Genomic DNA, 14,146 nt, shown 5'->3' with positions numbered 1-14,146 from the left:
AGTGACTGCATCTGCAAAGAAACAAGCAGGTGAAGACATAATGACAATCCCCCTTTTTAATTGGCAAGCCTGATGGCTTGCCATTTTTTTTACGCAATTTAGCCTGTTTTTTTGGGATCAGGTTTTTACTAACTAAAGCCCATTTAAACCAAAAAATAACGTACTCATGGCCAATATCACTAATATGAGTAAGTTAAAAAGTTTAGTTAACCTCACCAAAAAGCTATAAAAAGTCATTACAATTAAAGCACTTAACGTCATATAGCCACAAAACTGCAAACCACCATAACCTTGTAATTCGTTAATACATAACAGCAAACTTAGTAAAATACTGATCCAAGCAACACTCAATAAAACCAAACGCTGCTGTTGAGTGGGGCGCTTATTAAAAACATCCTTAAAATGATTAAACTTAGCCAGCGCAAAGCAGTTAAAAGCCACCAAACATAAACTAAAAGGAAGCAAGGCAATCATACTTTTTGCTCCTGAGTATTTATTGGAGTTGGTTTTTTAGCTTGCAGAGCAGTACGTAATTTTTCGGTTTGTAACAAAAACAGCAAACCAATTGCTAGAAAAAGGCTATCAAACATAAATAATGCCCACTGCTCGTTACGCAAGTAACTGATTATATTACCCTGTGTTGTTAGCGCATTAACAAGTGGCACACTAAAGCAAGCAATACTGTTTATGGCAGCCATCACACACCACTGCAACTTGTCACGCTTTACAAAGGCAATGATGAACACACATAGCCAAGTTAAAAAGAAAGCGAGTATTTCTTTATCCGCGCGCTCAGCAACCTGTTTACTGAGTAAACGATTAGCCAAAAAGAAAGCCGATGTAGCCAAGGGTAGTCCCATCAATGTTCCTAGATTTAACCCTTCAACTAGCTTTAGCCCCCAAGATGGCTGAGTATTTTTTTTCATTCTTTCGCGTAAGCGCTTAGCCCACATTATGCAGCCTGTCGCTATCATTATGCAGCCGGCAATGCCGCCTAAAAAATATAAAACACGTAATAATGGTTCTGCTAAACGCCCAGTATGCATTGAGTTTAATGATTCATATAGCGCCTTACTGCCAGTGAGTTCATCATCAGTTTGAGCAACAAGCTCACCACTCGCTCCGCTAAAAATTAAACGGGGTGATTGATCCCTTAATGTTTTCCCAGGGCTCACCAAAACCATAATAGTTGCAGCGGCTTTATTCGGGTTATTAATAATTACCCGAGTTATATCAGCCTCTGGCCACTTAGTATAAACCTGATCTAAAACAGTATTGATAGGCACCAAAGGTGCAGTACCTTGCAATGATTCTGTTACAGGACTACTTGGCGAAACATCATTGAAAAAACCACGTATTCCATTTTCATAAACGGTTTGCGCGGGGTAGGGAAATATCATGAATATCAGAGTAATAATGCCGGTATAGGTAATCATTAAATGAAACGGTAAGGCAAATACAGAACTTAAATTATGTACATCTAACCAGCTACGACTGCCTTTATTAGCTCTAAAAACAAACATATCTTTAAAAATTCGTTTATGAATTACTATCCCTGATATCAATGCAATAAGCATAAACAAGCTTGCAAAACACACAATCCAACGCGCTGTTTTTACATCAATATAATGTAAATCAAAATGCAGGCGATAAAAGAAATTTCCCCCTCGGGTATCTGTAAAAGGGGCTAAAGGCTGCATATTATTTGGATCTAAACGGGTATTTTCAAAAGAGGCTCTGCGCTGCTCAGGCTCTTTTGGCTTAGCATAACCATACGTTAAATAGGGTACACGCTCTTCAGGAAGTGTTATACGCCAATTAGGGGCATTAGGTGCTTGGGTATTTAAATACTCAACGCCACTTATTATTTGTTGCTTTTGCGCGCCAATACGGTCTGTCTGCTGCTCAATATTATGAATACTTGGCTGATTCCATAAACTAACTTCATCTCTAAAAAAGCTGATGGTGCCTGCAAAAAATATTAAATACAGTAACCAACACACGAGTAAACCTACCCATGTATGTAACCAGGTCATTGAGCGAAAAAAACTCCCTTTCATAACCATCCCTTCATTAACGACAATATAAAAAATTGCACTGCAATACTTAGTAAAATACTGATCCAAACTGTTTTTAACGACTGAAGATAAAAACTATAAATAAACACCAGTGCATAAATTAAAATACTCGCAGACACACTTAAAAGAACCGCGTCAACTTTAGAGGCCGGCACCACAACACTTAACAGCGACACACTGACGGCAGTAAAAAAATATCCGCCCACAATGGCAATAAAAAAACGCGATAAAACCGCTAATTCATAGTTAAAGCGCTGCATAAATTGCCATAACATAGAAAATACGGGTTTGGGAAAGTCTAAAAGACGGTTAGAGGCCTGCATATACTGCAAATTCCTTTTAAACATAGCTAAAAAAGATGGCGATATTATAACGCCAACAAATACAAAAGATAGTAATTCTTATTTGTATTTGAATGCAGTGATAAGCATTAAATTGAGTTAGTTAAATAGTGATCTGCAATAAGATTACAAATTAACTATAAAATAACCTTTATAAGTGAGTGCTTGTTCTGAATGCGTTGTTGTTATCTACTAAATACATAAAGCCGCAGTAAATACACGTCAGTGTATGAAATTAAAAGTTAGCTAAAGCACTCTCATGAATCAGTTTTTAAATGGCCTAACAGGAAAATTTGATACAAGCAGCTAATAATTAAAGATCTTCTAAGCTTTAAATTTCCCTCAAATAACACTGGATCAGTATTTTACCAACAAGGGATAAAATACCACTGATATAAACCGATTTTTTACTAACTTATTACCGTAGAGGGCTAAAAAACCACCAAAAACGATGAAAAAACAGGCTTGGAAAATTAAATTTCATACTTTTAAACCGACGTGTTAGTAAAAATCTGATCTTTGATAAATGCGGTTTAATCCGTAATGATTTTAATTGGGCAAATAACAATAGAGATGTAATGCGTAAATTATGCTCAATAAACAAACATGTCGCATAGATGTTGCAGCCACTTTATTTTACTGCTTAAGCACAGGCCTCCTGCCATACAAAACTACAAAATGGTTCTGAAAGATTAAAAATAGTTTATAAACATCTATATAGATTCAACATAAGTTAAGTCACTATGACTATGCCTTAAAATAACTCCCTCTAGCGTTAAAATATAATTTACATCGGTGCTATTTTTCTTGTTGCATTTTGCTGGTCAAAATTAATAACTTCATACTGCTTATCTCTTTTAAAAAGCCTTAACGTTAACAAAAGATTTCATTTTGATAACAATTGTGTTTAAATCCGAAACAATGGACTGAGATAACCCTCTAAACTAATTTGCACGGAAGTAAAAAAATAATAATTTTTAAAAATGGAAAAACTATGAATAAAAAAATCTTTGCTGCTTCCGCTTTACTAGCAATCTCATCAACTTCTTTACTTGCATCTAACCAAACATTTCAAGCAAGTGTAAACGGTTGGACTGAGCCTACTTTTGCAGAAGATAGCGCACTGCACTTTGGTAAAATTCGCTTATCTACAAGCTCAACATGTACGATGGATAATGCTGGCGTTGTATCGGGTGACTGTGATGCGTCAGATGCAAACATTCAATTAGGTGGAATTACTGTATCTGGTTTAGCGCCAAATTCAGCAATGAACATTACTGTATCTGGAAGCACAGGCACTAACTTAACTTTTGCTCCAGTAACAACGGCTACAGATGGAACAACCAGTGTAACAACTGCTGACAATGTTGCGTCTCCTTTCACTACTGATGCAAGTGCAACAGATATTACCGTTAATGTATATGGTGATATGACCGTTGATTCTACACTGACAGCGGGCGCTGCTTACACTGTAGATTACACTGTAGATGTGTCTTTCCAATAAGACTATGAAAGCAGAGGCAATAGTAATTTACTAATTTAGTCTCAGTTTATTTTTTTTGCGCAATTGCGCATTAAAAATAAAATGTGTGGAGCATCGCGCTCCACTTTTTATTATCATGTTGTTGAGTTGTCCCATGATGTTTAAACTTTTTTGTTGGGCTTCCCTTTGCCTAACTCTTTTACTACCTGAAATTTGTAGTGCCAACCTTGCGCTGTCTGAATACCGTTTATACTTCGATGGACGTACTAAAAATAATTCACTACTTATCCGCAATACCTCTAATAAAAATCTCGATTTTAAACTTGTTGTTACCCATAAAGATATGACCGAAGAAGGAGCGCTTATAGATGTTACTCCGCAACAAGTTGAAGGACGCTCTGCCAAAAACATGCTACGGTTTTCACCACGTCGCGGCACTATTGCCCCAAAAGGGATGCAAGCTATCAGAATGACCGTTCGCAAAAAAGCTGAGCTTGCTGTTGGCGAATACAGGGCGGTGCTTAAAATCATAGCCTCTGAATCACAAAACCCTGACGCTGATGGAATAAGTATTAGGCCTAAGGTTGCTTACAGCGTGCCTGTTATCGTTCGTCATGGCCAATTAGAGGCTGACTCAGAATTAATAAACCCGCAATTAATTACTCAAAATGGGCGCCCGACTCTAACATTTTGGCAAACACTCACAGGGAATCGCTCTGTGTATGGAAACTTTGAATTAGTTGATGAGAATAATGTAATGGTTGGTGAAATAGCCAATGTGGCCGTTTATACCCCTCTATCTCGTCGAAAGGTATACATCACTTTACAAGCCCCAGTAACTGGGCCTTTGACACTCAATTACAAAGAAAACGAGCTTTACGGCGGTAAAATCGAGTTAGCGATCCCTATTAATATCAGATAGAAAGTGCTAAACATAAGGGCATTAGGCTGTGGTTTAGCGGCTCGCTTATTACTTTGTACGTTACTGTTAATTGCACCTAAAGCAATCATCGCCAAGCAGTTACCGACTCTTTATCAATGGCCTATTGATGAGGAGGCTTTTGTGATTATAAATGTCAGGGTAAATGGGCGTTCAGTTGTCTCAGATTTAGAAGCCTACTATTCAAAATCAAATAAGTTGCTATTGCCCATAAGCGCCCTGAAATCGACTATGGGAATTAGCTTAAATGTGTCACAAAATACACTGGTTGCTAAAGTTGACTCAAGTGAGCTGGTGCTTAATACTGAGCTTTCCTCAACTTTAGCTCCCTCAGAAAATGTTTCATTGTGGGCTGTCGATGACTACGACCACTATGTTGATTTATCTGTCATAAATACACTTTTAAATACCGACTCGCGCTTTGATTACTCACTGATGCAGGTTTCATTTTCTAGTAGCTTGCTTACTTATAATAACAGCCAAATAACAAGTGGTATTACAAAACAAATTAAGTCCAAAGTACTGCAATACGATCACTTTATAGACGACCAATACCAAACGCTGACCTATCCGGTATCTGAATATTCGTTATCAGCAAGCTATAAATCGTCTAATAATCGTTATAAGGGGCTGCTCAGGCTTAATAGCTACTTTGACTTATTTCATCATCGAGCTGAACTACGATTCAACAAAAACGAAAACACCGCTAATACCTTTTTAAAAGTAACTAAAGACTTTAATTTAAGTGAACAAGATCACTCACTGGCACGCATTCACTACCAATTGGGAGATATTCAATCTCAATCAGATCAGCTTATTACTAGCTCAAATCAAGGTCGGGGATTTTATATTTCAAATGCTAACCCACATTCGGCACAAAACTTTTCAACCATTACCATTGAAGAACCCGCATTATCGGGCTGGCAAGCGGAGCTGTATCGAAATGGTCAATTTATTGCCACTACTCAAGCTAACGACGAAAATTTGGTTCGATTTACCGATGTTGAAACGTTTTACGGCAACAATATTTTTGAAATTAAACTTTTTGGCTCACAAGGCGAGCAAATCACACGTACTCAAAAATATACAATAGGACAAGACGCTCTATCGCCCGGAAAAATAAGCTATCAGGTAGAGTTTTTAGAAACAGATAAAAGTGTTTTTAATCAATCTAATAACGCTTCAACAGCGATGAGTAATGCCTTTAAAAGCAATCTCTCATATGGCATTAGTGAATTTATCACTTATGACGCTCAAGTTACTCATTTGCAAACTGACCAAGATAACAGCAGCTACCTATCATCGGGGCTAAATACACTTACAGATCACGGCAGTTACCGTTTTCTAGCCACAAAACAACTCGATGCTGGCTATGCTTACTTTGCCGGTTTTAGAGGCCTACTTTCTGATACACTTTTTAACGACATCAGTGTTAATGTTGAATACAGTGCCCTTAATGACTTTTCTAGCGCTTTATTTGTAGCACAAGAGAACTCACTCAAAAATAGGCTGTTATTGAGCCTAAATGGCCGCACTGATTTCTTTAACTCCCTTAACTGGAATATGAGATGGAGCAATGAAGTACGTGAAAATACCAACACTAAAAACCGACTCTCATTAGGTATCAATAAAAGTTATATCGGAGGAACATGGTCAAGCCAACTATTTTATGATGACGATACGAATAACCTAATAAACCGGCTTTATTCTTCAATGGATATTGCCTCTTGGAAATGGACCAACACCTTAGATTGGCAGACTAATAATGGCGCAGAACTTACTCGTTTGAGAAGTAGTTTACGTTGGCCACAAACACAAAGCACCTTCAATCAAACCCAGCTGACATATCAGTCTAACTCTGCAGCAAATACGCTTTTAAGTCATCAGTATACATACCGCCATGAGATATTTAATATACAAGTATCAGGGCAAGTCGATAATCAAGGTGATTGGCGCTTTTCTTTAGGTTTAAATGGCACATTTAGTTTTGATCATTTAGAAGCAGACTTTAACTTTGACACTCCTCGCTCATTAAATTCAGGGCAAATAGAAGTTAGTTCGTTCATAGATTGGAATGAAAATGAAATCTTTGACCAAGGCGATGAGCCAATTCAAGACGTTAATTTTACTGGCAACTACCTATGGCGAGATAAATACACCAATAATGACGGAAAGGTCTTGCTGCCAAGCAGTTACGGTGGCCAAGTTTTAGATGTTAATTTACGCTCGTTGTCTAATCCTTACTTGCAGCCCTCTTTAGGGAAAATTAAAACATTGGCTCATAGAGGCGGGCAAACCAAAGTAAACATTCCTTTAGTTGTCTACAACGAGGTTGAGGGGACTATCTATCTATCGAGCAATGAAAAGAGTAAACCTATCGCAGGACTGACGGTTGTACTTAAAGAAAAGGGCGGCGAAAAACATTATTCAACGGTCACTGAATATGATGGTTATTATTATTTTTCTAATGTTTCTCAAGGAAGTTATATTCTTGAAATAGAAAAAAATGAGCAGCTATCAGAAAACATAACCATAAAAAACCTTCCCGAGCAGATCATCACTGAAAAAAGCGGCGATACCATAATACTGCAAGACATCATTGTATACACAAATAACGCTAATACCTTAAATAAGCAACCAACAACAGCAGCTAAAGCAAACCAAAACACGCCTTATTTTGTGCAATTGGGCGTATTCAAAAAGTTTCAATCGGCACTTATTGTGGCGAATAAAATTGATAAAGCAGCCTATGCTTTGCAGTTATATAAACATGAAAACCGTGATAGCTATTACCTCGTTGCAGGCCCATATAATAATGCAGCTAAAGCACAGCAAACCATTAATGATGTTTATTCAATACCGGCGCTTCATGGCAGCTTTATGGTTGATGCAAGGCGATATGCCTCACCACAGTGGCGAAAAATAGGGGAGTGGGGCGATATGCAAACCCAAAAAACTGAGACTTACTTTTGCCAGTACGTAGCATATACCTCTGAAAAATCAGTTAATAAAAAGCTGCTAAGGGAAAATCCATCACTGTTCGTAGCAAAGCAAGCAATAAAAGGTGAAGCCCATTATTTGATGCTGTCAGGGCCGCATAATGCAAAGCAAACAGCGTGTGATAAGCAAGTGGTTAAACAAATAAAAGGGCTCACCACCGCGATAAAGAAACCTTGGCACAGCATTTTTGCTATAAATCAGTAGTAAAGTACTGCACCTGTGTTTTGCCATCACTGTTTAAATGCGACTCACATTTTATTTCACAACGCGCTCCCGCGGATTCGGCAACCCAAATCGATTGCGCGCTCTTTTTAATATAACACGCAGAATACAGCGCATCTTCTTTTTGCGCAGCAACAACAAAACAGCGTTGAAAATTACCCAAAGGTAACACTTTAATTGGATAAACTTGTTCTTGTGCAATTACGCCAGCACTAAACGTTTGAGATGATTTGGCATAAACAGCATACGAAATAGCGAGCATACATACCAAAGACATTAAAATAGATATTTGTTTCATATAATTAAAGCGAATTAAAAAACAATATAGTAAGTGTAGAGTAAATTCTTTTTTATGTGTTTATTTAGCAATTATTAGATTGTAAATAGCAATGGCCGCCTATCTAATTAGTTGAATCACCACAAGTCAATGTACTGATGTTATAATACATTTTTTGCAAAAAGAACGGGGCACTATGTTAACTATTTCAAACAGCGTAACCATTGATGAATGGGAAGTAGAGCTAAGCGCTATTCGCTCGCAAGGCGCTGGCGGACAAAATGTTAATAAGGTAGCCAGTGCTATACACTTACGCTTTGATATAAACCGCTCTAAATTGCCCGAGTTTTATAAAGAACGATTACTTGCTTTAAAAGATTCAAGGATCACCAAAGAAGGGGTATTGATAATTAAAGCCCAGAGCCACCGCACTCAAGAGCTCAACAGGGAAGATGCGCTTAAACGGCTAAAAGATCTAATTTTAAGCGCCACAAAGGTTAATAAGGCACGCCGTGCTACCAAACCTAGCCGTAACTCACAGCGTAAACGTATGGATAAAAAAACCAAACACGGCCAAACCAAAGCTCTCCGCGGTAATATTAAGCTGTAACTTAAGTAACCTGACTCTGGTTAAGCACATAAAAAAGGCTGCGAATGCAGCCTTTAATTTAATCATAAGTATGATGGCGGGTGACGCTAAATCGGTTTAGGATTCGATGCACTACATACACTGCGCTTAAGCTTACTGTTACTGCAACAGCCACCGAGCTAAATCGATACATGGCGCTGTATATTAAATCTTGCCCAGGGCCTAACGACTGACCAAATAAAATCCCAAAAGTGGTCAATACCCCAAACCCAACCCCCGGTGGACCACCACCTAAAATATGAAAACGACTGAATATAAAAGATAAAATCCATAATATAGCCACCGGAAAAAGTAAAACGTCGGTATGGTTATACAAAAACAATTGCGCAACTAAAGCAGCATTACAACCTATCAGTGTACCAATAATACGTTGCCAACTTGCGGTGCCCGCCGCTTTAAAACACAGCGAAAATAAAATTAAAATAGATGCCGCTTGCGCCGAAATTGAATCTTGCAAATCAAGCACCTGAAAAACCACAAACGACAAAGTAGCAACCGTGGCACATAACAACACCTCGTGACGAATACTTTCTTTATCCTTGTGCGGTACAGCGCGCATGGGTCGCGCTGTCACGTCAGGAAACAAGCCATGCATCAAGAGCGCAATAATAATAGTAATAAAAATAGCCACACCATTACTTAAAATAAGCGGGTAAATGCTACTAGCTTGATCAACATGACTGGCAAAATGTAACTGAATCGATAAACTCACCGCACCTAACGCACCAAATAAAAACGCCCCACCAGAGCTCATTAAGTAAAATAACACGCAAAAACTAGCAAAAATAATGAGCGTCATTAACACCGGCAAGTGTGAAAATAAGCCCTGTAAAATAAGCACTATAAACGCACTGTAGGCAGCACTGGCAACAAATTGACGGATCACGCCTATGTTAATACTTGGCACTAAACCGAGTAGTAACATAGGGTAAACTGTAAAAAATATTCCATTGGGCCAATTCATTAACTTGCACAAAGTAAAACCAATAGTGCAGCCGCCAGCAATCCGTAGCGCTTGGCGTAAACCATTTGAATCGAGTTGTGGCGCTTGGCTAACATGTTGTGTCATTACTCGCCCCACTAATAAATGTAATGTAACCAACTAATAAAGCGGATCTGTACTGTTCCCAACCATTGACCTATAGCCGATTGTGGAAGTAACTGCACAGTGGCACGCGCACCACTGGGCATATTATTTATAAGCTGATTGTTATTTGGCAGCACTAAATGAATACGTTGACGCTGCGCATCCCGAACCCAGCGATTGCTGGTTTCGGTGGTGCTAAGCAATCCATTCGCACTAAGTTGTCCGTCACTGACACCGGCCTCAAATATTTCAATTTTTGCGTCGAATACTTCACCAGGTCGGCTATCAAATACCACTTTTGCTAAACTGCCTGGCTGCATGTTTAATAGTGACTTTTCACGAAAATCGGCTACCAAATCTGCTTTTTTTGCTACAACCGCGAGTAATGGCTTACCCGCAACCGCATAGGAGCCCTCAAGTAACTGTAAATTAGCTACAACGCCATCACTTAAAGCCCGCACTTGCGTATAAGATAAATTAAGCTCAGCTTGTGCTAACTGGTTTGCTGCATGGCGCAGTGCTAAGTTATCTTGCCCTGAATCGCCACGCGCTAAAACAGCTTCTGCCAACTGTGCTTCAAAGGCAGCTAAATTAGATTGGCTTGCTGCAAAATTTGCACGAATGCTTTCAAGCTCTTGCTCCGAAATAGAGTTTTGTTTGTAGAGTGTTTCGCCACGCTTTTTTAATAGCTGCTGCTCATGCAATTTAGCGTTAGCTGCACTTATTTGTGCCTCCAGCGCTTTTACGTTGGTATCAAGTCGTTTATTTTGCAGTTTGGCATCATCAAGCGCGAGCTGCGCTTGCTCAAGTGCTAGTTGGTAAGTGTTTTTGTCTATTTCAAATAATACATCACCCGCTTTAACCGTTTGGTTATTACTAACCAACACATCGGTAACACGGCCGTTTATTTGCGGCGATATTTGCACAACCGGATGGTAAACCCGTGCTTGTGGCGTAACCGGTAGCCATACATCGGCAACAATATAATAGAAAAATACAACAATAAAACCAACGAGCGATACTTTAACGTAGCGGGCAAATTTTTGATCGGGTGTCATACTTATTTATCTCCAGATAAGCTTGCAATACAACGCCGCGCGTTTTCTTCCATTTGCACTAAACTGTGCGCCATACCGTCAAGCTGCTCCGTGCTTAAACCTGCATATAAACGCTGTTTAATATCGCTTGTTAACTCTTTTAAGTGTTCTAATAACTTTATACCCTCATCGGTAAAGTACAATTTTTTACTGCGTTTATCGTGTTCATCAACTTGTCTAATAACTAGATTCTGCAGCTCTAATTGCTTAATGGTGCGCGTTAATGAGGGCATTTCAATACCTAAACTGGTCGCCAACGCTTGCTGTGTTGCCCCTAAAGGTAAATGATGTAAGTGAATCATTGCCGTCCAGCGCGACTGAGTTAAACCTAAGGGTTCAACCGCTAATGTTACCGCTTCTCGACATAAGCGGTGCACTCGCCCCATATTGCCGCATAAAGTTAAATCGAGTGTTTCATGAAAAGGAATACTGCTACTCATAGGAACTCTTACTGGTGAATATCAGCAAATTTTAGCATTAGTTAGCAGGCTAAGTAAATAATTGGCATTTTAACTTCACGTAAATAAGTATTATTTAGATAAATAGTGTACGGCAAGCTTATCTAAGAAAGTATAAAGCTTATTGTTCATCTCATCATAATCGTGACTTAAGAGCTTTTCGGGCTGTTCAACAAAGCGGTAATTATGGGCATTGGTTAAATCATCGTTGGCAATGAGGAGGGTAACCACATCGGTGGTCAATTCCATGTGGCATTGAAAACCAAATACTAAATCGCTATAAGCGATTATTTGCCTTGGACAACCTTCGCTATAGGCAATAATACTGGCCGTAGCAGTCAGCCCGGGCATATCGTTATGCCAATGCCCCACATTAAGCTCACTGCCAAAATGGCTAAATAACGGATGATTCAAGCCTGCATCGGTGAGGGTAATAGCAAACTTACCAATTTCCTTTTCTGGACTAGGTTGATAAGTCGCGCCTAACGCTTCACCAATTAATTGCGACCCCAAACAAACGCCTAACACCACTTTGTTTGCCGTGATCGCACTGGCAATAAAGGCTTGTTCTTTTTTGCTATCAAAATAAGGGCATTCTGCAAGCGATGTAGCGGGCGATTGTGGCCCACCCATTACGATTAAAAAATCGATATCATCGGTATGCTGAGGTAAGGGTTCAGCTAAATAAATACGGGTATAAGACAACGTATGGCCATTCATTTTAGCCCAAGCTTCATAAGCGCCTGGCGCTTCAAAATGTTCATGAATAATAAAGTGAATGTGCATTGCCGTTTCCTTAAAATATTATCTTTTTAATAATACCCTAAAGTAATGGTCACCGGATATAAGTGACCATGTTATATCAGCCGCTAAAAGTTAAGTAAATTAGCTGGAGAGTATTGATCAGTCAGCACCTTAGTATCACTTGGCCAGTCTTTTCCATCTTTAGTGAAAAACATACGCTGGCTAATTGCCTCTATATCCACATCATAAGAGGCAAGTAATGGAGCTAGTTGCTTAACCCGCTGTGCTATTTGTTGCTCTGTAGGGATATTGCTATAACCGGCTAAAATAATACGATTACTATTATTATTGGCTGTTACATTAATAAAATCGCCAAATACCGCATGATAAGTTGCCGATTCATGTTCATAAAGTTTACTTGATGAAAACGTGTTAGCAGCAACAATTCCGCCTTCAGCCAATACGCTTTTTATTTCTTCAAAAAACTCTTTTGTGAGTAGGTGCTCAGGAATGTAATCGCCATTAAACGCATCTAAAATAATCCAATCAAATTGCTGGCTTTTAAGCGCCGCACGTTTAATAAAAATACGCCCATCTTGTACTTTAGCAGTTACGTTATCGGTTTCTATAAAGTTAAAATAATCGCGCGCCACTTTAATTACCGAAGGATCTATTTCAACATTTTCAATGTGTGCCTTTGGGTATAGCTCATGAATCATATTAGAAAGCGTACCGCCACCTAAACCAATAATGAGCACATTTTTAGGGTTATCAATCAGTAATAAACTAGAAAAAGCCAGCTTAGTATAATTAAATACCAGTTTTTTAGGATCGCTGATGTACATGCAACTTTGGCTGCTTTGTCGGGTTTTTTCATCAAACTTTAAACAGCGTAAATCGCCAGTTTCTTCAACGAGTAAATTTCGATATAAAGAGCGCTCTTTATGCACAACATTACTCATACTGTGAGCTGAAAATAGCAGCGCCATTATACTAATAAACAATAATTTAAGCTTGTGCATAAACGGCCTCTCGCACTTTAAGTTTATCAAAGCTAATAGCAATTAGCCCAAGCGTGCCCAACACACCAGCAAAACCTAAAATAATGGTGTTAACATCAAACGCCAGTACCATATAAAAAGAGGTAATAATGGTGCCCAGCGCACTGCCTAAGGTACTTACAAAATAAAGGCCGCCAGCCACTTGGCCGCTGCGCTCACTATTGGTAACCAGCAAACGTACGGAGTAGGGCGAGATCATGCCTAAAATAATGGTGGGTATAAAAAATAACGCGGTTGAGGCGAGTAACGAGCCATAGCGACTGTCTTCAATATGCGAAAAAATAAATGCCATAATTGGCTCAGCAAACAAAGCAATGGGCACCACCATAATACTGGCAACTAAAAAGATTAACCCATATTTGGTCAACGAAGGATGACGAATAGACAGCTTCCCTCCCAGTAAATACCCGAATGATAAGCTAAGCATAAATACCGTAATAATACTGCCCCAGATATGTACGCTACTGCCAAAGTAAGGCGCTAAAATGCGCCCACCTAACAGCTCTATTCCCATAATACTAAAGCCACTGCTAAAGGCTAAAAAGTAAATTAATGCATTTGTTTTTGTTAACATTATATTATTCTTATTGTGTTATTTTCATCCATCTTAACGTGATAGCTGTATAGCCGCTAGTATAAAAATTAGACGCACACATAGAGCGCAAAAAAACATTTTGTTATAAAGTAACACATGTTATAGTTTTGGTTA

The 14,146-nt window shown here is 38.8% G+C and carries 14 protein-coding genes; 4 read left to right on the top strand and 10 right to left on the bottom strand.

The features are described from left to right. Positions 1–132 precede the first annotated feature (132 nt). The 3 genes from PUND_RS15380 to PUND_RS15370 are packed head-to-tail and all read right to left on the bottom strand — an operon-like array spanning position 133 to position 2,401. Positions 133–474 carry a DUF3325 domain-containing protein gene (locus tag PUND_RS15380; RefSeq protein WP_010388721.1) on the bottom strand — a complete coding sequence of 114 codons (342 nt, stop codon included), beginning with the start codon at positions 472–474 and terminating at the stop codon, positions 133–135. Then, positions 471–2,060 (bottom strand): PepSY-associated TM helix domain-containing protein, encoded by a 1,590-nt coding sequence (locus PUND_RS15375; RefSeq protein ID WP_010388722.1) that lies wholly within the window; start codon positions 2,058–2,060, stop codon positions 471–473. Before PUND_RS15375 ends, PUND_RS15380 begins: the two co-directional genes overlap by 4 nt. Continuing rightward, positions 2,057–2,401 carry a hypothetical protein gene (locus PUND_RS15370; RefSeq protein WP_010388723.1) on the bottom strand — a complete coding sequence of 115 codons (345 nt, stop codon included), beginning with the start codon at positions 2,399–2,401 and terminating at the stop codon, positions 2,057–2,059. Before PUND_RS15370 ends, PUND_RS15375 begins: the two co-directional genes overlap by 4 nt. A gap of 1,012 nt (positions 2,402–3,413) precedes the next feature. On the opposite strand from PUND_RS15370, the gene PUND_RS15365 reads away from it, so the two are divergent. The 3 genes from PUND_RS15365 to PUND_RS15355 all read left to right on the top strand — a co-directional run bounded on the left by PUND_RS15365 (position 3,414) and on the right by PUND_RS15355 (position 8,046). Then, positions 3,414–3,923, top strand: a complete 510-nt coding sequence (locus PUND_RS15365) for a hypothetical protein (protein WP_010388724.1) — start codon at positions 3,414–3,416, stop codon at positions 3,921–3,923. Between the two features lie 133 nt (positions 3,924–4,056). Next, a complete protein-coding gene (locus tag PUND_RS15360) occupies positions 4,057–4,824 on the top strand; it encodes a fimbrial biogenesis chaperone (RefSeq protein ID WP_240539524.1) in 768 nt (255 codons plus the stop codon). 3 nt (positions 4,825–4,827) lie between these two features. Beyond that, on the top strand, positions 4,828–8,046 hold the full coding sequence (locus PUND_RS15355) for an SdrD B-like domain-containing protein (RefSeq protein ID WP_010388726.1): 3,219 nt from the start codon (positions 4,828–4,830) through the stop codon (positions 8,044–8,046). Here the strand turns inward: PUND_RS15355 and PUND_RS15350 are convergent. After that, complete coding sequence (locus tag PUND_RS15350) at positions 8,033–8,362, bottom strand: hypothetical protein (protein ID WP_041709269.1); 330 nt, start codon at positions 8,360–8,362, stop codon at positions 8,033–8,035. The two genes, PUND_RS15355 and PUND_RS15350, sit on opposite strands and share 14 nt — an antisense overlap. Positions 8,363–8,537: 175 nt before the next feature. Here PUND_RS15350 and arfB point away from each other — a divergent pair, with 175 nt between their 5' ends. Then, positions 8,538–8,951 carry an alternative ribosome rescue aminoacyl-tRNA hydrolase ArfB gene (arfB, locus tag PUND_RS15345; RefSeq protein ID WP_010388730.1) on the top strand — a complete coding sequence of 138 codons (414 nt, stop codon included), beginning with the start codon at positions 8,538–8,540 and terminating at the stop codon, positions 8,949–8,951. Between the two features lie 58 nt (positions 8,952–9,009). Here arfB and PUND_RS15340 read toward each other — a convergent pair whose 3' ends face one another. The 6 genes from PUND_RS15340 to PUND_RS15315 form a co-directional block, all read right to left on the bottom strand. After that, positions 9,010–10,059, bottom strand: a complete 1,050-nt coding sequence (locus PUND_RS15340) for a DUF2955 domain-containing protein (RefSeq protein WP_010388732.1) — start codon at positions 10,057–10,059, stop codon at positions 9,010–9,012. A gap of 11 nt (positions 10,060–10,070) precedes the next feature. Further along, entirely contained in the window at positions 10,071–11,135 is a 1,065-nt protein-coding gene (locus PUND_RS15335) for an HlyD family secretion protein (RefSeq protein ID WP_010388734.1), read from the bottom strand. A 2-nt stretch (positions 11,136–11,137) separates the two neighbouring features. Continuing rightward, the gene (locus tag PUND_RS15330) at positions 11,138–11,614 is read right to left on the bottom strand and encodes a MarR family winged helix-turn-helix transcriptional regulator (protein WP_010388735.1); all 477 of its coding nucleotides are present in this window, start codon (positions 11,612–11,614) and stop codon (positions 11,138–11,140) included. Between the two features lie 90 nt (positions 11,615–11,704). Continuing rightward, a complete protein-coding gene (locus PUND_RS15325) occupies positions 11,705–12,418 on the bottom strand; it encodes a type 1 glutamine amidotransferase (RefSeq protein ID WP_010388737.1) in 714 nt (237 codons plus the stop codon). Between the two features lie 83 nt (positions 12,419–12,501). Next, positions 12,502–13,398, bottom strand: coding sequence for a spermidine synthase (locus PUND_RS15320; protein WP_010388739.1), 897 nt, complete (start codon positions 13,396–13,398; stop codon positions 12,502–12,504). Beyond that, positions 13,385–14,011 (bottom strand): fused MFS/spermidine synthase, encoded by a 627-nt coding sequence (locus tag PUND_RS15315; protein ID WP_010388742.1) that lies wholly within the window; start codon positions 14,009–14,011, stop codon positions 13,385–13,387. Before PUND_RS15315 ends, PUND_RS15320 begins: the two co-directional genes overlap by 14 nt. Positions 14,012–14,146: the final 135 nt, after the last annotated feature.

The organism is Pseudoalteromonas undina (assembly GCF_000238275.3).
Classification (GTDB): Bacteria; Pseudomonadota; Gammaproteobacteria; order Enterobacterales; family Alteromonadaceae; genus Pseudoalteromonas; species Pseudoalteromonas undina.
Note: the sequence above shows the minus strand (reverse complement) of the source record. Positions and strands in the feature narration are given on the sequence as shown.